Consider the following 20141-nt stretch of genomic DNA (forward strand, 5'->3'; position numbering starts at 1 on the left):
GTTGTCGAGGATCAACGGGCCTGTTACCTGATTTTGCATAATCCGACCCTTTCACTCGGAAACCTGTGAGGCAGCGTTGACCAAATCCCATCCCCGGCTGGAAATCCGCAACATCGTGCGGGATTACGAGGGCAAGCGCGTCGTCGACGACGTGTCCTTGGCGATCGAGCCGGGCAATGTGACCTGTCTTCTGGGGCCATCGGGATGTGGCAAGTCGACGACCCTGCGCATCATTGCGGGCGTCGACATGCAAACCAGCGGCACGATCCATGTGGACGGATCGCTGGTCTGTGACACGGTGTTCCGCGTGCCGCCCGAACGGCGGTCTATCGGCCTGATATTTCAGGATTTTGCGCTGTTTCCGCACCTGACGGTTGGGGACAATGTGGGTTTCGGTCTGCCCGGATCGCGCAAGGACAAGCGGCCCCGTGTTGGAGAGCTTCTCGAACGGGTCGGGCTGTCGCATTACATCAACGAATACCCGCATATGCTGTCGGGCGGTGAACAACAGCGCGTGGCGCTGGCCCGCGCGATTGCGCCGAAGCCGTCCATCATGCTGATGGACGAGCCGTTTTCCGGCCTCGACAACCGCTTGCGGGATGGCATCCGCGACGAAACGCTGGCCTTGCTCAAAGAGGAAGGCACCTCTGTCCTGCTGGTCACCCACGAGCCGGAAGAGGCGATGCGGATGGCGGATGAAATCGCGCTGATGCGCGACGGCAAGATCGTGCAGCGCGGCGCGCCCTATAACATCTACAACGCGCCGGCGGACAAGGCGGCGGTGGCGTTCTTTTCCGACATCAACCTGCTGACAGGCACAGTGCGCGGCGCGCTGACAGAGACCCCGTTCGGGCAGTTTCTGGCACCCGGCGTGCCGGAAGGCGGCGAGGTCGAGATCGTGTTCCGTCCGCAGCATGTCGGCATCGACTTTGACCGTCACGGGCGCGGCCCGAATCCGACGCCCATGGCCGGGGCCCCGGCCCGCGGCGTGGTCGAGCGCGCGCGGTTCATGGGATCGGAAAGCCTTGTCGAGTTCCGCATGGATCATGATCACAGCCTGATCCGCGCGACGGTGCCGAATGTCTTTCTGCCCAAGGCAGGGACGGTGATGTGGCTGACCGTGCGGCGGGATCGCTGTTTCGTGTTCCGCAAGGATAGCGGGACGGTGATCCGCACCTAATCTTCCTCATCTGCCGGGGTCGCGAGTGTGATTTCGCCACTGTCGGCAAGTTCCCGGATGGCGCGGATAATTGCGCCCATGGCGGCTTCGGCCTGTTTTGGTTTCACCTCTCCCAGATCTTCAGACGCTTCCCGAAGAGAATCCGCCATACGTTTGGATATGTTTGATAAAATGAAGTCGATGGAGGCGCGATCCGCGTCCGTCACCGCGCCGGAAATCGCTTCGGCCAGGGTGTCCTGATCCACGTCCCGCGTGATCTTGGGCGCGTCAATCGCCGACATGCGGTCCGGAATATGGGCGAAAGTGAAGATCGACTTGCGCACTTCTTCGGCGAAGCCCTGATCCTCCTCATCAAGCGCGGTCAGCAGTTCATCGCGCTTGGCGGCGCGCGAGAAATTGAGGATGGCACCCACGCGTTTCGACGGGTCCGCGCGGAAGGCGCGGGCCGGTTCGGCGTCGAGCTGGGCGGCGAGGCTGAGACCGATGCGGTCGACGGCGTCGGGGGTGACGGCGTCGGTCATGGACATGGCGTAGGCGATCCGGCGGGCGGTGTCGCCGGGCAGGCTGCTGAGCAGGTCGGCGGCTTTGCTGACGTCGAGCTTTGACACCATCACGGCGGCGACCTGCACGGATTCGGATTTGACCAGGTCCTGCAACCGGGCGCGGGGCAGGGCGGCGATGCGTTTCCAGGGATCACCGATCTGGCGCACGCCCGCTTCTTTGCGCAGGCGCGAGGCGGTTTGTTCGCTGATCTTGCCATCCAGCGCATTCAGCGCGCCCGCAATGTCCCCGGGGAAAGAAAGACCAATGGAATCAAGTTCTTCCGAAAATTCCTCAAGCACCGCGTTCATGGTGGCGCGGTCGATATAGCGCATTTCGCCCAACAGATGGGTGAGTTGCATCTGCAGATCCTCGGGCAGGGAGGCCAGCGGTACATCCGCGCCTTCCTTGAGGATAAACTGCACGATGATGGCGGCCTTGGCGCGACGACTGAGGCCTGCGGCCCGTGAAGGGGCGGGGTTACCCACGGGTAACCCTACTGAGACTTGTGACATGATCCGTACTCCGTCCTGGTCCCTTGGGGATAGGCGGGTAAGGTTAAGAAAGCGTCAGCCCCGGAGGTCTTGAATGCTCCCGGATCCGCCACCCGTACGGTTTGTACGGCTGAACGGTACGGACGCAAACCACGTGATCGACACAAGGTCTGAGCGCCAAATCCGATGGATCGACAAAAAAAGACGGCCCCGAAGGCCGTCCTCAAGAAGTTTTACCAATTGGTAAAAAATTATCCGCTCACCACTTTGCAGGTGTTGCTGGCCTCGTCATAGACCGTGCCGTCGGCGCAGCTCATGGAGGCCGATTCGTGCTTGCCCCATTGGCAGCTGGCAAAGCTTGACGTCGCTGTAACCAGCACAACGGCCGATGCAGTCAGAAGGGTCTTGATGGTCATCATTAATCTCCTGTTTGGGTGTCATGGATGGTAGCACCGTTTTCCGATTTGGCAAAACATGCGTTGCAAAGACCTCTATTTCGGCGGTTCACGCCGGTAGGTTGTGACCATCCGGTAGGCCTTTCTGGGCCCGGAAACGTCCCATGTGCTGTGCCAGACGGGCCAGGAGGCAAAGCTGTAGGTGACGTCATAGGTGTCCGGGTCGCACCAATGCCGGTCGCTGGGCTGATCGGGTGGTATGTGATGAAAGGCGCGCCCGTCGTCGAAATCGACATGGATCACGTCGTCCTCGATCCGCCAGAGATAGCGCCGTTCGGCCTTGAACGGGGGATGCCCGTCAAGCCAGAGCTGGCCGGTTTCGAGATAGGCCAAGCCCGCACCAATGGGCGAAAACGTGGCTGATCCGGCAAAGCGGCCCGTAGAACCTGCGCGATGGTCGTGGATGACGCGGTCAACCTGCCAGAGACCTTCGAACATGTGCAGGTCTGGACGGGTCACGCGGCGGTCCAACCCGGTTGCGCGGCTTGCGCGCCGATGTCCTGCCACAGACCGGCGGCGGGGATCAGGGCAAAGCGTCTCATTCGGCGTGGCCTCCCTTGTCGCGCGGCATGGCGCAGTCTAGGAGTGCGCGCAAATTCCGCAAGCCAGCCTATGAAAGGATCGTGCTTATGATCCCCCGCTATTCCCGCCCTGATATGGTTGCCATCTGGGAGCCGTCCACCAAGTTCCGCATCTGGTACGAGATCGAGGCCCATGCCTGTGACGCGATGGCCGATCTGGGGGTGATCCCGCGCGAAAACGCCGACGCGGTGTGGAAGGCCAAGGATGTCGAGTTCGACGTGGCGCGGATCGACGAGATCGAGGCGGTGACCAAGCATGACGTGATCGCCTTTCTGACCCATCTGGCCGAACATGTCGGGTCGGATGAGGCACGGTTTGTGCATCAGGGCATGACCTCGTCCGACGTTCTGGACACCACGTTCAACGTGCAGCTGGTGCGGGCAGCCGATATCCTGATCGCCGATCTGGAAGGGCTGCTGGCGGCACTGAAGCGGCGCGCCTACGAGCACAAGGACACGGTCCGCATTGGCCGGTCTCATGGCATTCATGCCGAACCCACGACAATGGGTCTGACCTTTGCCCGGTTCTATGCCGAGATGGACCGCAACCTGAGCCGGATGCGGGACGCGCGCGCCGAAGTGGCGACGGGGGCGATCTCGGGTGCTGTTGGCACATTCGCCAATGTCGATCCGGCGGTCGAGGAACATGTCTGTGACAAGCTGGGCCTCGTCCCAGAGCCGATCAGCACGCAGGTGATCCCGCGTGACCGTCATGCGGCGTTCTTTGCCACGCTGGGTGTAATCGCGTCGTCGGTGGAGAACATCGCGGTTGAGATCCGCCACATGCAGCGCACCGAGGTGCTTGAAGGGGCGGAGTTTTTCTCGATGGGGCAGAAGGGCTCGTCGGCCATGCCGCACAAGAAGAACCCGGTGCTGACCGAAAACCTGACGGGGCTGGCGCGCATGGTGCGCTCGGCGGTGATCCCGGCGATGGAGAACGTGGCGCTTTGGCACGAACGGGATATTTCGCACAGCTCGGTCGAGCGGATGATCGGGCCGGATGCGACGATCACGCTGGATTTCGCGCTGGCGCGGTTGACCGGTGTGATCGACAAGATGCTGATCTTCCCCGACAACATGCTGGAAAACATGAACAAGTTCCCGGGTCTGGTGATGAGCCAGCGGGTGCTTCTGGCCCTGACGCAAGCCGGGGTGAGCCGCGAGGATGCCTATTCCTACGTGCAACGCAACGCGCTGAAGGTCTGGGAACACCGGACCGATTTCAAGCAAGAGCTGTTGGCGGATGCGGATGTGGTGGCGGCCCTGAGCCCCGAAGAGATCGAAGAGAAGTTCGATCTGGGCTATCACACCAAACATGTCGACACGATCTTCGCGCGGGTGTTCGGAGAATAGTGGCGTTTGGATGCCGGGCTGAAGCCCGGCCTACGCTTCCTGTCGCCCGATCTGTAGGCCGGGCTTCAGCCCGGCATCCATGCCCATAGGTGACAACCGACTACTTCAGATGATCCACCACCATCAGGTGCTGGGCTTCGGTCTGCACCGCGTCCAGCCACCGCTGCACCAGCTTGGGATCATGCGGGGCCGGGCTGACCCCGGGGGCGATTTCGCGGTTCAGCACCGCTTCGATCGCCAAGGCCACCGGGTTTGACACCAGCCGCGCCATCGCCGATCCGCGCGCATCCCCCCAGGCATCCATCACGTAGGTCTTGTGCCAGACCGGCGCACCGTCCCGTTCCGCCAGCAGATCCACGCACAGCACCACGCGATCCGGTTCGCCGGGGGCATAGGCGTTCTTGGCCAGCAGTTCCTCTGCCAATTCGGTCAGCCGCGCGTCATCGGCGCTGCCCATCTCGGCAAAGATGTCGGCCCAGGCTTCGGCCCAGCCATTCAGCCGCAAGGTGCCGCGGACGAATTCCTTGACCTTCCATGTCGGATCGAACTGGTAATCGGCCATGAAAGGCAGGCTGTCCCGGTTCGGGTAGACTTCGAAAGATTCCGGTGTGGGCAGGGGCGCGTCATAGCGCGAGATGGCGTCCCACGGGTGGGCGACGTCCAGTTCGGTGAAATGCCGGATTGATTTCGACGGCGAGCGCAGCGCCTTGAGCACCCCGACCGGGGCCCAGCTGAACTTGTAGCGGAAGGCGTTGGCCTGTTTCGGCACGCCGCCGCAATAGGATTTGAACGAGAGCACGTTGTCTGCGGCATAGGCCGCGCTGGCGCGGTACTCGGCGATCAGGTGATGCGCCATCAGGTGGTCGATGCCGGGGTCCAGCCCCACCTCGTTGACCAGCGCCACGCCTGCCGCGCGCGCGTCGCTGTCCAGCGCGCGCATCTCGGGGGCGATGTAGGAGGACGACACGAAATGCGCGCCCTTGGCGATGGCCATTTTGGCCAGCGGCACGTGCCAGTCGCCGGGCAGCATGGAGATGACCACGTCCCCGGCCTTGGTCTGCGCGGTCAGCGCATCGAGGTCAAAGACATGGATGTCGTCGGTCAGATCCCCCACCGCCGCGCGCGCCTTGTCGGCGGTCCGGTTCCAGACGGTCACGGGTGTGCCGTTCTGGATCAACCGCCGCAGGCCGGGGATGGCCGACAGGCCTGTGCCGCACCAATGTACCGTCATGAGGAACCCTTTCCGATGTGATCGTCAAACGTGGTTTTTGCCCGCCCCCAGACGCCCTGATCCACTGTGTCGAGCGTTTTGAGATGGGGCAGCAGCTGTGCCGCGAAATCCTCGGAGGATTCGCGCGGCATCAGCGAAGGCAGGTTGTCGATGGCCATGACATCCAGCGGCGGGGCGTCGCAGACCCGGGTGACCGGGCGCGCCCAGCTGGTGGCGGCGTCATAGACCTTGATGGGGGAGAAATCGCTGTCCGGGTCGCAGGCGATGTCGCCGATGACCCGCAGGGCGCGGGGCCGGGTGCAGGTGTCGGCAGGTACAAAGATCGGCGTGCCGGGACGCGCGAGGATGCAGTTGAAAAACAGCGTGTGGTCCAGCACTTCGGGGAAGGGACCCCCGTGGGCGGTTTCGGCCATGTCCCACTTGGTGACCCGCAGCCCGACCGCTTCACACAGATCGCTGGCCCCGGTGCCGACCCGGCCCAGAGCGCCGATGACCAGCGCGTCGGGGGTGGCGCCGTTCAGCGCGGCGGCCACATCGGCGCGCATGGCGTCAGACGACGCCCATGGCGTCACAGGCGGGCAGGTGCCGTCGGATTGCGCGGCATAGGCCAGCAAGGAGACCGCCGCGCCGGCATAACCCGCCCAGTAGCCAAAGGCGGCGACGCGCCGGCCGTCGCTGTCCACAAGGTATTCCAGATCGTAGAGCGTGCCGCCACCGGCGCGGAAGCGCGACAGCAGGCGCTGACCGGCGGGCTGGCCCTTGTAGGCATGGCCAAACATGATGTGGCGGTGCCGCAAGGGTGTGCCATCATCGGGCAGTTCCTTGAGCCCGAACACAATTGCCTCGTCCGGAGCACCGACCCAGGACCCGGTTGGCGCAATCTCGGCCCCGGCCTCCCTGTAGGGTGCAATCGGCACAATGCGCGTCAGGCTGTCTTCGACCGTGACGCGCATGCCTTGCGCCACCAGCGCGGCAACACCGTCCGGCAGGAGGCCCACGCGTTCTTCATTGTCGCGGCTTTCCGCGCGGACCCAGAGATGAGTCATGTTTGTCCCCCGTCACCGTTTTGCTGCACAGTAGCCAGACCACCGCCGGGACAAAAGCCCCGATCCCCTGCTTCTCTGGTTCAAAAATACCTCTGCCGGAGGCACGCCCGAGGCCCGCAGCCGGAGGCGAGGACCGAGTTATCCAGCGTGCGCGGCACGCGCACTCTGTCTGGTCCTAGATGTGGGTCTGGGCGAATTGGCGGTCCGGTGTGTCCAGATGCGGCAGCGCGTTGAACTGCGTCAGGGCCAGATGCCCTTCCAGCGGCAACCACGCGCTCAGAGACGTGTTCTGGATCGACAGGCACACGTTGCAGAACGCCGTCATGTCGAGCCGCAGCGTCAGCCGCATCGCCATGCCGATCAGACCGCCTGACGTCACAACCAGCGACCGTCCGGGCAGGGCGCTGATGTCGTGCATCGCGTCGCGGACGCGGGCCTCGAAAGAATGAAAGCTTTCCGGCGCGCCTTCCAGCTTGCCGTCCTGCCAGTGCTGCATGAGGCTGGGCAGGTGATGGACAAAGCCTTCGCGGGTTGTGGGCAGGGTGATGCCGTGCTGGTCGGCCAGAAGCTGGGACAGGGTGAAATATTCCAGTTCGTTCAGGCGCGGATCTTCGATTGTGTCGGCGGGCGTTTCGGCGGCGATGCCGTCGGCGGTTTCGCGGTGGCGTCTTAGCGTGCCGGTCCAGACGCGGGCAAACACGTCGCCCCGGTGGCGCAGGTGTTCGCCCAGCCATCCGGCCTGCTGATGCCCCAGCGGGCTGAGCCGGTCGTAATCGCCTTCGTCTTTGGCGCCGGAATTGGCTTGTCCGTGACGGACAAGAACGATCTGCGACATGGGGCCTCGGGGTTTCAGGGGAGCGAAAGAAAAACGCGCCCGGTGAGAGATGGGCGCGTTCGTGTCATGCGGAAAAGCTCATGCGGCGAAAATCAGGCTTCGTCCATGATCTGGGCTTTGGCCACCGGCATCAGTTCGGCCATCTTGGCGCGAATCTCGTCATCGGTGATCTTGCCTGCCACATCGGCCGACACCTTGCGGACCACGTCTTCGTGGCCGGCTTCTTCGAAATCGGCCTTGACCACGTCCTTGGCGTAGGCTTCGGCGTCATCGCCGGTTTTGCCAAGCAGCTCTGCCACCCACAGCCCCAACAGCTTGTTGCGGCGGGCTTCGGCCTTGAACTGCATTTCGGCGTCATGGGCGTATTTGTTTTCGAAGGCGTTTTCGCGGTCGTCGAATGTGGACATGGGGTCGGTCTCCTGCCGGTCGGTCTGTTTGACAAAGATATGACCGCAGGCGGCGCGGGCTTCAAGGGTTCAGGTCGCTTGCGACACCGTTGCGCATGCACTATGAGGCACCCAATCCACGCCGTTTTGGCCGGGCGTCGCAAGATGTCCACCGCTTCCGCGCAGTTCTGCGCACCTGACAGAAAGTTCTCGCATGGCCCGTCGCAAGAAGATTTACGAAGGCAAAGCCAAGATTCTGTATGAAGGCCCGGAGCCGGGCACAATCGTGCAGTATTTCAAGGACGACGCCACGGCGTTCAACGCTGAAAAGCGGGACGTGATCGATGGCAAGGGCGCGCTGAACAACCGTCTGAGCGAATTTTTCATGGTGGGTCTGAACTCGATCGGGGTTCCGACACATTTCATGAAGCGGCTGAACATGCGGGAACAATTGGTGCGCGCCTGCGAGATCATTCCGCTGGAAGTGATCGTGCGCAATTATGCGGCAGGCACGATGGCCAAGCGCCTGGGAATCGAGGAAGGCACCCCGATGCCACGCCCGGTTGTCGAATATTGCTACAAGGACGACAAGCTGGGCGATCCGTTGGTGACCGAAGAACATATTGCCGCCTTTGGCTGGGCCAGCCAGCAAGACATGGAAGACATCCTGAGCCTTGCATTGCGGGTGAATGATTTCATGTCCGGCCTGATGTATGGCGTCGGTATCAAGCTGGTGGATTTCAAGATCGAGATCGGCCGGGTCTATGATGGCGATTACCAGCGCCTGATCGTGGCGGATGAGATCAGCCCGGACAGCTGCCGGCTGTGGGACATCGAGTCAGGCCGCAAGCTCGACAAGGACGTGTTCCGCCGCGATCTGGGGGATCTGGCGGATGCGTATACGGAAGTGGCGCGGCGTCTGGGTGTGATGCCCGCGAATGCGACGCCGATGGAAAAGCCAAAGCTGATCAACTGATGCAGCGCGTCATTGCAGGCGCTGCATTTGCATATTTTTGAAAAGAAGACCTTGGGGTTTGCCCCCAATCCGAGACGGAGAGCATGATGAAGGCACGGGTGCATGTGATGCTGAAGGACGGGGTTCTGGACCCCCAGGGCGAAGCGGTGCGGCACGCGCTTGGCGGGCTGGGCTTTGACGGCGTCGACAAGGTGCGTCAGGGCAAGATCATTGAACTGGATCTGGCAGAGGGCACATCCGAAGACACGGTCCGCGAGATGTGCGAGAAGCTGCTGGCTAACACGGTGATCGAAAGCTACCGGATCGAGCTGAGCTGATGCGCGCGGCGGTTGTTGTTTTTCCCGGATCGAACTGTGACCGGGATCTGGCGGTGGCGTTCCGCGAGGCCGGGTGCCAGGTCGAGATGGTCTGGCACAAGGACACGGCGCTGCCTTCGGGGATCGACATCGTGGGCATTCCCGGCGGGTTTTCCTTTGGCGACTACCTGCGCTGCGGCGCGATTGCCGCCAATTCGCCGATCTGCGCCGAGGTCAAGGCCCACGCCAATCGCGGCGGCTACGTGTTCGGTGTGTGCAACGGGTTCCAGGTGTTGACCGAAACCGGGCTGTTGCCGGGCGCGCTGCTGCGCAATGCGGGGCTGAAGTACATTTGCCGGACGGTGCCGCTGATCGTGGGCACCTCTGACAGCATCTACACCAGTGGTTACTCTGTCGGGCAGGAAATCGGCATTCCGATTGCGCATCACGATGGCAATTACACCGCGTCGGACGCGGTGGTGGCCGAATTGAGCGATCAGGACCGGATTGCGTTCCGCTACGGGGCCAACCCCAACGGGTCGACCGCGGATATCGCCGGGATCCTGTCGGAAAACCGGCGCGTGCTTGGCATGATGCCGCATCCGGAACGGGCGGCGGATGAGGGCCATGGCGGCACTGACGGGCGCGCGGTCTTTGCCAGTATCGCAGGGGCGCTGGCGGCAGCTTAGCGCTTGTTGACGCAGGCGTGACGCGGCGCTGCTTGAGCGTGGCGCGTGTTGCGCTTATCGTCATCGGATGGCCCAGTCGACGTCGCTCTTTTCTTCAAACCGGCGGTCCGGATCGCTGTCGTGGCGGGTCCGGCTGGCGCTGATCGCGCTGATCGCGGTGGCCGTGGCGACGGTGTTTGTTACCAACCACTATCTGACCAACCGGTTTACCGAGAGCACCCAGAACCGGGCAGAGCTGCGTCTGGCGCTGTATTCGGGGAACCTTGTGTCCGAGCTGCGCCGCAATGCGATTGTACCGCAGCTGCTGGCGCGGGACCCGGCCTTGATCGGGGCGTTGAATTCGGGCGATTTTTCGCAAAGCTCGCAGCGGTTGATTTCCTTTGTTGACGAGATTGGCGCGGCGTCGCTGATGCTGTTGGACGTGGACGGGCGGACGGTGGCGGCGACCAATCGGGAGCGGTTGGGCGAACAGCATCGCAGCAACGCCTATTTCGTTGAGGCGCTGCGGTCCAACGCGACGGTGTTCAGTTCCGAACGGCAGGAGGTGGGCAGTTTCAATTTCAGCTATTCGCGGCGGATCGAAAGCCAGGGGCAATCCATCGGGGTGATCGTGGTCGAGGTGGATCTGGCCAAGTTCGAACGCGCCTGGGTGGGGATTTCGGACGCGGTGCTGGTGACCAACAGCGAAGGCGAGATCATTCTGGCGACCGAGCCGCGCTGGCGCGGGCAGACGGTTGAGACCGCGCTCCAGCGTGAACCGGCGGACAGCGCGATTGAACGCGCGATCCGGGCGACGGCGGATTGGACGGCGCTTCCGGCGGATGCGTATTTCCAGGGGGAAGCGGTGATGCAGATCGAGGGTCGCATCCCGTTTCGCGGCTGGACCATGACCACCTTCACCACCTATGCCAGCGTGCGCGAGCGGGTGAACGCGGTGCTGGCGCTTGAGATCATGGGCTTTGCGATTCTGCTGGCGCTGGCGTTTTATGCGCTCAGCCGGAAGACCGCGTTGCGGATGGCGCTGTTCCAGCGCGAGTCGGCAGAGCTTCGCGCATTGAACCAGCGGCTACAGCGGGAAATCGCCGAACGCGAACGGGTGCAGGAGACGCTTGCGGTGGCCGAACAGACGCTGGCGCAGTCGTCCAAACTGGCCGCCTTGGGCGAGATGTCAGCGGCGGTGAGCCACGAGTTGAACCAGCCTTTGGCGGCGATGAAAACCTATCTGGCCGGGGCGAAATTGCTGATGCGGCGCAACCGGGCGGAAGAGGCGTTTTCGGCCTTCAGCCGGATCGATGATCTGATCGAGCGGATGGGCGGGATCACACGGCAGCTCAAGAGCTATGCGCGCAAGGGGCAGGAGGCGTTTTCGCCTGTGGATATGGGCGATGCGCTGACGTCGAGCCTGTCGATGATGGAGCCGCAGCTGAAGTCGCGGAAGGTGAAAATCACCAAGATCTTGCCCGAAGACAAGGTGTTGGTGATGGGCGACCGGATGCGGATCGAACAGGTCATGGTGAACCTGTTGCGCAATGCGCTGGATGCCACCAAGACGGTGGCCGATCCGCAGCTTGAGATCATCCTTGCCCGAGGCGAGACGGCGACGCTGGCGATCCGCGACAACGGGCACGGGATCGAGGACCTCGATGCGCTGTTCGAGCCGTTCTACACCACCAAGCAGCCCGGTGACGGGGTGGGTCTGGGCCTTGCCATTTCTTCGGGGATCGTGAACGACCTTGGGGGACGGTTGCTGGCGCGCAACGCCGAAAAAGGCGGCGCGGTCTTTGAAATGCAGTTGCCGATCTTAAATGAGCAAACGCAGGCGGCGGAGTAGGTCCATGGGAAAAGCCATGAAAATAGCGATTGTCGATGACGAAAAGGATATGCGTCAGTCGATCAGTCAGTGGCTGGCCTTGTCAGGCTATGACACCGAAACCTTTGCAAGCGCGGAAGAGGCGCTTGGCACGTTGGGGCCGGATTATCCGGGCATCGTGATTTCAGACATCAAGATGCCGGGGATGGATGGCATCCAGCTTTTGCGCAAGCTGATGGGATCGGACAGCGCGTTGCCGGTGATCATGATCACCGGGCATGGCGATGTGCCGATTGCGGTTGAGGCGATGCGCATCGGCGCGTTTGATTTCCTGGAAAAGCCGTTCAACCCGGACCGGATGTCGGACCTTGCCAAGAAAGCCACCAACGCACGGCGTCTGACGTTGGACAACCGCGCGCTGCGGCGCGAATTGGGCGACGGCACGCAGATGATGCGCAAGCTGATCGGGGCCAGCCCGGCGATGGAGCGGCTGCGCGAGGACATTCTTGATCTGGGACAAGCCGATGGGCATGTGCTGATCGACGGAGAAACCGGCACCGGCAAGACGCTTGTGGCGCATGCGCTGCATGCAGTGGGCAGCCGGGCGGGCAAGAAATTTGTTCTGATCTCTTGTGCCGCGATGGATGAAGACACGCTGATCCGGCGTCTTTTTGGCCCGATGCAGCCGGATGACACGCGCTTGCCAGCGGTCGAAGAGGCGCGCGGCGGAACCTTGGTGCTGGAAGACATCGAAGCGCTGTCGGATTCGACGCAGGCGCGGTTGCTGACGATGATGAACGACCAGGGCAATCCGCCCGAGACGCGGATCGTGGCGATCTGCAATCTTCAGGATGAGGGACGTACCTGCGAAGACGCGTTGCGGCCCGATCTCTATTACCGGCTGGCGGCGCTCAAGATCACGGCTCCGCCGCTGCGCAACCGTGGCGAGGATATCCTCACGCTGTTTACGGCGCTCGCCGAGCAGTACTCCGAAGAATATGGCTGCGACGCGCCGCAGGTCAGCGCGCAGGAAGCGGCACAATTGCTGCAGGCCCCGTGGCCGGGCAATGTGCGGCAGCTGATCAATCTGGCCGAACGTGCGGTGCTGCAATCACGGCGCGGGACGGGGACGATTGCGTCGCTTCTGATGTCGGATCACGAGGAAATGCAGCCGGTCATGACGACCGAGGGCAAGCCCTTGAAGGAATATGTCGAGGCGTTTGAACGGATGCTGATCGACAACACCATGCGCCGTCATCGCGGGTCGATTGCGTCGGTGATGGAAGAGCTGTGCCTGCCGCGTCGGACTTTGAACGAAAAGATGGCCAAGTACGGCTTGCAGCGGTCGGATTATTTGTGAGGTTTCCAAGCGCCTTCGAAGGCGCTTGGACACGCGGTTTCGAAAACGCGTGGCGAAAGGCTTTGGAAAGCCTTTGCGTCAGGCGGCCCGCATCAGCATCCCGAACAGGTCGCGCGGATCGTCCGGGTCCGCGAGCAGGTCCAGCGGCAGGTTGAGACCGGTTTCCCGTGTCAGGTCGTGTACGACGCGCAGGGCTGAGAAATCCTCGATTGCGAACCCCACGCTGTCGAACAGCGTGATTTCACGCGCGTCGGTGCGGCCTGGCACGGCCCCGGTGATCACCTGCCAGAGTTCGGTCACGGGGTGATCGTCGGCCAATTGCTGGATTTCGCCTTCGATGCGCGTCTGCGGCGGGTATTCCACAAAGATCGTCGACCGGTGCAGGATCGCCTCGGCCAGTTCGGTTTTGCCCGGGCAGTCGCCGCCGATGGCGTTGATGTGCACACCGCTGCCGACCATGTTGTCGGTCAGGATGGTCGCGTATTGTTTGTCAGCGGTGCAGGTGGTGAGGATTTGCGCGCCTTCGATGGCCTCTTCCGCGGACGTAAACGCGACGACGTTCAGCCCGGTATTGGCCAGGTTGGCGGCGCATTTGCGGGTTGCGTCCGGATCCTTGTCATAGAGGCGCACGGAGGTGATGCCGCAAATCGCCTGCATGGCCACGCTTTGAAATTCCGCCTGCGCGCCGTTGCCGATCATGGCCATGGTGGTGGCGCCTTTGGGGGCCAGGTGTTTGGCGGCCACGGCGGACATGGCGGCGGTGCGCAGCGCGGTGAGCAGGGTCATTTCGGACAACAGCACCGGGTAGCCGGTGTCCACATCCGCCAGAAGGCCAAAGGCGGTGACGGTTTGCAGGCCTTCGGACGTGTTCTTGGGGTGACCGTTGACGTATTTGAACGCGTAGAGCGTGTCATTGGCGGTGGGCATCAGTTCGATCACGCCAACCGGGCTGTGGGCGGCGACGCGCGGGGTTTTGTCGAACGACTCCCAACGGCGGAAATCCTCTTCGATGGCCTCGGCGATCCGGGTGATCATGCGGGCCAGCCCGACATGGTGCACCAGCTTCATCATGTGATCGACAGAGACAAACGGGACGAGGGCCTTGTCAGACGGTTGCATGGCGGGTGCTCCTTACATCAAACGCGGTGTGGGGCGGTCGAAGATGCGACGGCCGAGGGCAGAGGCGGCAAGATCCACCATCAGATGCGCGGTGCGGCCGCGTTCATCCAGCATCGGGTTCAGTTCGACAAGGTCGAGCGAGGTCATCAGCCCGCTGTCGCAAAGCATCTCCATCACCAGGTGCGCCTCGCGCACGGTGGCGCCGCCGGGAACGGTGGTGCCGACAGCCGGTGCGTGGCTTGGGTCAATGAAATCCACATCGAGCGACACGTGCAGCGCGCCGCCTGCGCGGGCGACATCGTCAAGGAAGGGGGCCAGAAGGGCGGCCACGCCGCTTTCGTCGATGGCGCGCATGTCATAGCCGCGGATTTCCGTGGTTTCCATCAGCGTCCGTTCGAGCGGATCGACCGAGCGCAGACCGATGATGCAGGTCTGGCTGGGCGGGACGGCAGCGGGCAGGGGCGGGAAGCCATGAAACCCGGTTTGACCGGTGGCATAGGCGAGTGGCGTGCCGTGCAGGTTGCCGGATTCGGTGGTTTCCAGCGTGTTGAAATCGCTATGGGCGTCGAGCCAGAGCACGAATTGTGGCCGGTCCTGTTTCGCGGCATGGGCGGCAACGCCCGGGACGGTCCCAAGGGACAGGGCATGGTCGCCGCCAAGGAAGATCGGCAGGCCGTTTTGCATCGCGTCTTCGGCGGCGCGCATCAGGGCGGTGGTCCAGCCCAGCGTTTCGCCAAGATCGACCAGACCGTCGCGGTCCGGTGTGTCATTGGCATCCGGCACCACATCGCCTTCGTCGGTGACGCGGTGACCCAGATCGGTGAGGGCGCGGGCCAGACCGGCTGTGCGATAGGCGTCGGGGCCCATCAGGCAACCCCTGCGGGCCTTGCCGCAATCGAGGGGGGCACCGACCAAAATGATTTCCTGCGAAGACATGAGCGTTCCTTTGTTCCTGTGCCGTGTGCATAGTCTGCGAACTGCGCAGCGCAGAAGTGGTCATTTTGCACAAAACGGTGTATCGTTGATCAAAATGATAGGTGTGAGTGAGCGAAATGGATGATATCGACAGGCGGTTGATTTCAGCGCTGCGGCATGACGGGCGGGCGTCGGTGTCTGATCTGGCGGGGCTGTTGTCGCTGTCGCGTGCCACGGTGCGGGCGCGGCTGGACCGGTTGCGGCAGTCGGGCGACGTGATTGGCTACACGGTGGTTCTGAAGGAAGACGTGGCGCAGGATCCGGTGCGGGCGTTGATGATGATCGGGATCGAAGGGCGCGGGGCGGATCGCATCATGCGGCAATTGTCCGGACTGCCGCAGGTGCGGGCGGTGCATTCGACCAATGGCCGGTGGGATGTGATTGCGGAGCTGGGCACTGACACGCTGGAGGATCTGGACGACGTGCTCTTTCGCATCCGCAAGTTTGACGGGGTCACGCAATCCGAGACGTCGTTGTTGCTGTCGACGCGAAAGGCGGGTGGTTAGGCAGGGCGGCGCGCGGCGGCGATCCAGATGGCCATCAGGGCCAAGGAGATGAGCATGTTCCAGCTGGCCATCGACAGGCCGATGAAGTCCCACGGCACCTCGTCACAGCGGACCACGGGCGCGGACATGATCTGGTCAAACAGCTCGTCCGTGCTCAGGCCGCCGATGGGTTGCGAGGAACAGCTTGTCGGGCCTTCCCACCAGCCGCGTTCGACACCGGTGTGAAACGCGCCGATGGCGGCGGTCGCAAAGGCTGCCAATGCGCCAAGCCATGCAAGGGCGGCATTGCCAAAGCGCAGGGCGATCGCCCCGATTGCAATGGCGATGACGTGGGGGTAGCGCTGCCAGATACACATCTTGCAGGGCGGCAGGCCGCCCAGATGCTGAAAGCCAAACGCGCCCAGCATCAGGGCCAGTGATCCCGCGGCGGCGGTCAACATCAGCATTTTGCGTGTCAGCACCATATCAGAATCCCATCCATGACTTGATCAGGCTGGCCAGCGTTGCACCGGCAATCAGCAGGGTTGCGATCCAGGCGGTGCCCAGAAGCCCGCCCAGAATGACGAGAATCCCGTCCCGTTGCAGCAGGCCCATCGCCACGATGACCACGGCGATGCCGGGCACGGTGTTGGTGCCGGGCAAGGGCACCAGGATAGAGGCGCTGAAGAGCACGAGCGCGAGGCCCACAATCCGGTCCAGCGGCGCGCGGGTCAGGAGGCTGAGACGCGGGCGGCTGATGGCTTCGATCCGGCGCAACCACGGGCCGGCGCGGTCCGCGAGGTTGTGCAGGTCCTTGGAGGCGACGCTGCGCGCAGCAAGACGGGACGGCAGCCAAGGCGTGCGACGGCCAAGCAGGATCTGTGCCGACACAAACATCAGCGGCAATGCGACAACCTGCGGGACACCGTAGAGAAACGGAATGCAGCAGGGCAGGGCCAGCACAAGCAGGAACAACCCGAAAGCGCGTTCGTTCAGTTGGTCAAGCACCCAGCCCAGCGTCACCGCTTCGCCCCGGGATTCGGCGGCAAGCTGATCCAGACGATCCGAGATCGCCATATCCTCGAACAGGGTCGCTGTCATGTGGATGTCTCCTCAAGGATAGTGCGCGCAGTGTGTCGCCGGTCCTGGGGCGTCAGGTAGCAAATCGGACCGGCCTGTACCAGTGTGTTGCGGGCAGGCGGGGTGGGGGTGGGTCGCGCGGCATTCGAACCGCCTTTGCGGCACTTTCTGCGCGATAGGGACTGGACCTTTTCAGACAAGTTCGCTAGCACCCAAACCCGTGGCCCAAGTGGCGGAATGGTAGACGCAGGGGATTCAAAATCCCCCGCCTTCACGGGCGTGAGAGTTCGAGTCTCTCCTTGGGCACCACAGCTGTTTTCCCGCATATCCAACCTGTGTTTGGTCACGTCTCTGCCGTTGTGCGATGGCCCATTTGCGTGCTGTGACAAGCGGTGTTTGTCGCGTGGTGCGCTTGGACCATCCAAATTGGTCTTGAGTGTGGCGGTTTTTTGTGAAGCTCTGAGCAGATTGAATGTTTGGGGCGAACGGCTTGCAGGACTTTGATTACGTGATTGTCGGAGCCGGGTCCGCCGGATCGGTCATCGCCGCGCGCTTGAGCGAGAGCGGGCAGCATTCGGTTCTGGTTTTGGAGGCAGGCGGCGCGGCGCGGCATCCGTGGATCAGGATCCCCATCGGGTATGGCAAGACGTTTTACGACACGCGGTTCAATTGGGCCTACACAGCCGATCCGGATCCGGGGATCATGGATCGCGCGATGTACTGGCCGCGCGGCAAAGGGTTGGGCGGATCGTCGGCGATCAATGCGATGGTCTGGGTGCGCGGTGCGCCGAGTGACTATGCCGAATGGGGGCAGGTTGCGCTCGGTTGGGATTGGCCGGATGTCGAACCGGTGTTTCGCCGGATCGAACGCTGGACCGGGGCTGCACATCCGGCGCGCGGGGTGTCCGGCCCGCTGACGGTGACGGATGTGTCAGAGCATATGCACCCGTTGAGCCGGGCTTATGTGCAGGCGGCGCAAGAGGCCGGGTTTGCCTTTAATCCGGACTATAACGCAGAGCGGTTTGACGGGGTTGGATATTACCAGATCACCACGCGCAACGGCATGCGTGCATCGGCGGCGGGTGCGTATCTGCGGCCTGCGATGCGGCGTGGAAATCTGCGTGTGGAGACCGGCGCGCATGTTACAAGGGTTCTGTTTGAGGGGGGCCGGGCGACCGGGGTCACGTATCGGCAGAACGGTCAGATGCATCAAGTGCGCGCGCGGTCCGAGGTGGTGTTGTGCGGCGGCGCGCTGAACTCGCCGCAACTGTTGATGCTGTCGGGGATCGGCGACGGGGCGCATCTGCAGGAGATGGGGATCGACGTGGTGCATCCCTTGGCGCAGGTCGGGCGCAACCTGAGCGATCACCTTGGAATTGATCACCTGTACACCGCCACGCGGCCCAGCCTGAACCAAGAGCTGCGCCCGGTCTGGGGGAAGCTGAAGGCGGCGCTGCGCTATGGTCTCTTCCGCACCGGTCCGTTGTCGATGAGCCTGAACCACGGGGGCGGGTTTGTGCAGGTGCACGAGGGCGATGGCGCGCCGGATTTGCAGCTTTATTTTTCGCCGCTGAGCTATTCCAAGGCCCCCAGCGGCACACGCCCGTTGATGAGCCCTGATCCGTTTCCGGCGTTCCGGCTGGGGTTCAGCCCGTGCAAGCCGACCAGTCGCGGGGTGGTGTCTTTGCGCACGCCCGACCCGTTCGATCCGCCGAGGATGCAGCCCAATTACCTGTCGACCGAAGACGATTGCGCGATGATGGTTGCGGGATCGCGGCTGGTGCGGCGGATTGCCGAGGCCCCGTCCTTGCGCGCGGTGACGGTGGCGGAAAAAGAGCCCGGATCCGCATGCGAGAGCGACGCGCAATTGCTGGATCACGCGCGCCGCGCCTGTGGCACCGTGTTTCACCAATGCGGGACCTGCGCGATGGGGCGCGATCCGGCGCGGTCGGTTGTGGATGCGCGGCTCCGGGTGCATGGGGTGGCCGGATTGCGGGTCGCGGATGCGTCGGTCTTTCCGACCATTCCGTCGGGCAACACCAATGCGCCTGCGATGATGGTGGGTGAAAAAGCGGCGGATGTCCTGTTGGAAGACGCCAAACATGGGGGTGCATCATGAAGTTGAACCGGATCGAGACCTTTACCAATGACTATGTCGGCTTCGTGCGGGTCACGATGGAAGACGGCGCGCAAGGCTGGGGGCAGGTGTCGAGCTATCAGTCCGATATCACCTGCCAGGTGCTGCACCGGCAAGTGGCCCCGTGGGTTTTGGGGCAGGACACCAGCGATCTGGACGATCTGCTGGACCTGGTGACCGAACGGGAACACAAATTCCCCGGCTCGTACCTGCGGCGCGCCATGGGTGGGGTGGATACGGGGATCTGGGACATGCGCGGCAAGCAGGCGGGCAAGCCGGTGGCGGAACTGCTTGGCGGAACTTCCGGGCCGATCCGGGCCTATGCGTCGTCGATGAAGCGGGACATCACGCCGGCGGAGGAGGCCGCACGTCTGTCGCGGTTGCGCGATGATCTTGGGTTCGACGCCTTCAAGGTGCGCGCCGGGGCCGAGGTTGGGCGCAATCGGGACGAATGGCCGGGGCGCACCGAAGAGATCATTCCGACCATGCGCAAGGCGATGGGAGAGGATGTGGCGCTGCTGATTGATGCCAACAGTTGCTACACACCGGAGCGCGCCATTGAGGTGGGGCATCTGCTGCAGGATCACGGGTTTTCGCATTACGAAGAACCGTGCCCTTACTGGGAATTGGAGCAGACCAAACAGGTGACCGATGCGCTTGAGATTGATGTCACCGGCGGAGAGCAGGATTGCGATCTGCCGACGTGGCGACGGATGATCGACATGCGCGCGGTGGATATCGTGCAGCCGGATATCCTTTATCTGGGCGGCATCAGCCGGACGCTGCGGGTGTGCCGCATGGCGCAGGACGCGGGGCTGCCTGTCACGCCGCATTGTGCGAACCTGTCGCTGGTGACGCTGTTCACCATGCATCTGCTGCGGGCGATCCCGAATGCGGGGAAGTACCTCGAATTTTCGATCGAGGGGGCGGATTATTATCCGTGGCAGGAGGGGTTGTTTGTCACCGACCCTTACGGGATTGTCGATGGTCAGGCGACGGTGTCGGATGCGCCGGGCTGGGGGGTGGAGGTGTCGCCCGATTGGCTGGCGCGGTCGACCTATCAGGTCAGCGACCTGTCCTGATCTTTGGTGTTGCGCGCTTTTTCGCGGCAGG

21 protein-coding genes and 1 tRNA gene are annotated in these 20141 nt (G+C 63.0%); 11 read left to right on the plus strand and 11 right to left on the minus strand.

Annotated elements, in window-relative coordinates:
- The first annotated feature begins 76 nt into the window (after positions 1 to 76).
- Positions 77 to 1180, plus strand: coding sequence for an ABC transporter ATP-binding protein (locus MWU54_RS13740; protein WP_247084798.1), 1104 nt, complete (start codon positions 77 to 79; stop codon positions 1178 to 1180).
- Here the strand turns inward: MWU54_RS13740 and MWU54_RS13745 are convergent.
- The 3 genes from MWU54_RS13745 to MWU54_RS13755 all read right to left on the minus strand — a co-directional run bounded on the left by MWU54_RS13745 (position 1177) and on the right by MWU54_RS13755 (position 3176).
- Positions 1177 to 2235: a FliG C-terminal domain-containing protein gene (locus MWU54_RS13745; protein ID WP_247084800.1), complete on the minus strand. Its 1059-nt coding sequence runs from the start codon at positions 2233 to 2235 to the stop codon at positions 1177 to 1179. The two genes, MWU54_RS13740 and MWU54_RS13745, sit on opposite strands and share 4 nt — an antisense overlap.
- A gap of 230 nt (positions 2236 to 2465) precedes the next feature.
- Positions 2466 to 2630, minus strand: a complete 165-nt coding sequence (locus MWU54_RS13750; protein ID WP_247084802.1) for a carbohydrate-binding module family 14 protein — start codon at positions 2628 to 2630, stop codon at positions 2466 to 2468.
- 75 nt (positions 2631 to 2705) lie between these two features.
- Positions 2706 to 3176 carry a DUF6314 family protein gene (locus MWU54_RS13755; protein WP_247084804.1) on the minus strand — a complete coding sequence of 157 codons (471 nt, stop codon included), beginning with the start codon at positions 3174 to 3176 and terminating at the stop codon, positions 2706 to 2708.
- A 122-nt stretch (positions 3177 to 3298) separates the two neighbouring features.
- On the opposite strand from MWU54_RS13755, the gene purB reads away from it, so the two are divergent.
- A complete protein-coding gene (gene purB / locus MWU54_RS13760) occupies positions 3299 to 4603 on the plus strand; it encodes an adenylosuccinate lyase (protein ID WP_247084980.1) in 1305 nt (434 codons plus the stop codon).
- Between the two features lie 100 nt (positions 4604 to 4703).
- On the opposite strand, the gene MWU54_RS13765 is transcribed toward purB, so the two are convergent.
- The 4 genes from MWU54_RS13765 to MWU54_RS13780 form a co-directional block, all read right to left on the minus strand.
- Positions 4704 to 5834, minus strand: coding sequence for a saccharopine dehydrogenase family protein (locus MWU54_RS13765; RefSeq protein WP_247084806.1), 1131 nt, complete (start codon positions 5832 to 5834; stop codon positions 4704 to 4706).
- Positions 5831 to 6880 (minus strand): saccharopine dehydrogenase, encoded by a 1050-nt coding sequence (locus MWU54_RS13770; RefSeq protein ID WP_247084808.1) that lies wholly within the window; start codon positions 6878 to 6880, stop codon positions 5831 to 5833. The genes MWU54_RS13765 and MWU54_RS13770 overlap by 4 nt, the downstream gene beginning before the upstream one ends.
- 175 nt (positions 6881 to 7055) lie before the next feature.
- Positions 7056 to 7715, minus strand: coding sequence for a histidine phosphatase family protein (locus MWU54_RS13775; RefSeq protein ID WP_247084810.1), 660 nt, complete (start codon positions 7713 to 7715; stop codon positions 7056 to 7058).
- Between the two features lie 92 nt (positions 7716 to 7807).
- The gene (locus MWU54_RS13780; protein WP_247084812.1) at positions 7808 to 8122 is read right to left on the minus strand and encodes a DUF1476 domain-containing protein; all 315 of its coding nucleotides are present in this window, start codon (positions 8120 to 8122) and stop codon (positions 7808 to 7810) included.
- Positions 8123 to 8315: 193 nt separating this feature from the next.
- Here MWU54_RS13780 and purC point away from each other — a divergent pair, with 193 nt between their 5' ends.
- The 5 genes from purC to MWU54_RS13805 all read left to right on the plus strand — a co-directional run bounded on the left by purC (position 8316) and on the right by MWU54_RS13805 (position 13232).
- A complete protein-coding gene (gene purC / locus MWU54_RS13785; RefSeq protein ID WP_247084814.1) occupies positions 8316 to 9077 on the plus strand; it encodes a phosphoribosylaminoimidazolesuccinocarboxamide synthase in 762 nt (253 codons plus the stop codon).
- Between the two features lie 86 nt (positions 9078 to 9163).
- A complete protein-coding gene (gene purS / locus MWU54_RS13790; RefSeq protein WP_247084982.1) occupies positions 9164 to 9394 on the plus strand; it encodes a phosphoribosylformylglycinamidine synthase subunit PurS in 231 nt (76 codons plus the stop codon).
- On the plus strand, positions 9394 to 10062 hold the full coding sequence (gene purQ, locus MWU54_RS13795; RefSeq protein WP_247084816.1) for a phosphoribosylformylglycinamidine synthase subunit PurQ: 669 nt from the start codon (positions 9394 to 9396) through the stop codon (positions 10060 to 10062). The genes purS and purQ overlap by 1 nt, the downstream gene beginning before the upstream one ends.
- 67 nt (positions 10063 to 10129) lie before the next feature.
- On the plus strand, positions 10130 to 11893 hold the full coding sequence (locus MWU54_RS13800; RefSeq protein ID WP_247084818.1) for an ATP-binding protein: 1764 nt from the start codon (positions 10130 to 10132) through the stop codon (positions 11891 to 11893).
- A gap of 4 nt (positions 11894 to 11897) precedes the next feature.
- Positions 11898 to 13232 carry a sigma-54 dependent transcriptional regulator gene (locus MWU54_RS13805; protein WP_247084820.1) on the plus strand — a complete coding sequence of 445 codons (1335 nt, stop codon included), beginning with the start codon at positions 11898 to 11900 and terminating at the stop codon, positions 13230 to 13232.
- A 78-nt stretch (positions 13233 to 13310) separates the two neighbouring features.
- Here MWU54_RS13805 and MWU54_RS13810 read toward each other — a convergent pair whose 3' ends face one another.
- Both MWU54_RS13810 and rocF read right to left on the minus strand, forming a co-directional pair.
- Positions 13311 to 14351 carry an ornithine cyclodeaminase gene (locus MWU54_RS13810; protein WP_247084822.1) on the minus strand — a complete coding sequence of 347 codons (1041 nt, stop codon included), beginning with the start codon at positions 14349 to 14351 and terminating at the stop codon, positions 13311 to 13313.
- A 12-nt stretch (positions 14352 to 14363) separates the two neighbouring features.
- A complete protein-coding gene (gene rocF, locus MWU54_RS13815) occupies positions 14364 to 15287 on the minus strand; it encodes an arginase (protein ID WP_247084824.1) in 924 nt (307 codons plus the stop codon).
- A gap of 116 nt (positions 15288 to 15403) precedes the next feature.
- On the opposite strand from rocF, the gene MWU54_RS13820 reads away from it, so the two are divergent.
- Positions 15404 to 15832, plus strand: a complete 429-nt coding sequence (locus tag MWU54_RS13820; RefSeq protein ID WP_247084984.1) for an Lrp/AsnC family transcriptional regulator — start codon at positions 15404 to 15406, stop codon at positions 15830 to 15832.
- On the opposite strand, the gene MWU54_RS13825 is transcribed toward MWU54_RS13820, so the two are convergent.
- Together MWU54_RS13825 and MWU54_RS13830 are read right to left on the minus strand one after the other, a co-directional pair.
- Entirely contained in the window at positions 15829 to 16296 is a 468-nt protein-coding gene (locus tag MWU54_RS13825) for a disulfide bond formation protein B (RefSeq protein WP_247084826.1), read from the minus strand. The genes MWU54_RS13820 and MWU54_RS13825 overlap by 4 nt on opposite strands.
- A gap of 1 nt (position 16297) precedes the next feature.
- Entirely contained in the window at positions 16298 to 16912 is a 615-nt protein-coding gene (locus MWU54_RS13830) for an exopolysaccharide biosynthesis protein (RefSeq protein ID WP_247084828.1), read from the minus strand.
- A gap of 202 nt (positions 16913 to 17114) precedes the next feature.
- On the opposite strand from MWU54_RS13830, the gene MWU54_RS13835 reads away from it, so the two are divergent.
- The 3 genes from MWU54_RS13835 to MWU54_RS13845 all read left to right on the plus strand — a co-directional run bounded on the left by MWU54_RS13835 (position 17115) and on the right by MWU54_RS13845 (position 20110).
- A tRNA-Leu gene (locus tag MWU54_RS13835) sits at positions 17115 to 17200 on the plus strand.
- Positions 17201 to 17363: 163 nt separating this feature from the next.
- Complete coding sequence (locus MWU54_RS13840) at positions 17364 to 19010, plus strand: GMC family oxidoreductase N-terminal domain-containing protein (protein WP_247084830.1); 1647 nt, start codon at positions 17364 to 17366, stop codon at positions 19008 to 19010.
- Positions 19007 to 20110, plus strand: coding sequence for a mandelate racemase/muconate lactonizing enzyme family protein (locus tag MWU54_RS13845; RefSeq protein WP_247084832.1), 1104 nt, complete (start codon positions 19007 to 19009; stop codon positions 20108 to 20110). Before MWU54_RS13840 ends, MWU54_RS13845 begins: the two co-directional genes overlap by 4 nt.
- The last annotated feature ends 31 nt before the right edge of the window (positions 20111 to 20141 follow it).

It is taken from the genome of Marivita sp. S6314 (assembly GCF_023015985.1).
Lineage (GTDB): Bacteria > Pseudomonadota > Alphaproteobacteria > Rhodobacterales > Rhodobacteraceae > Marivita.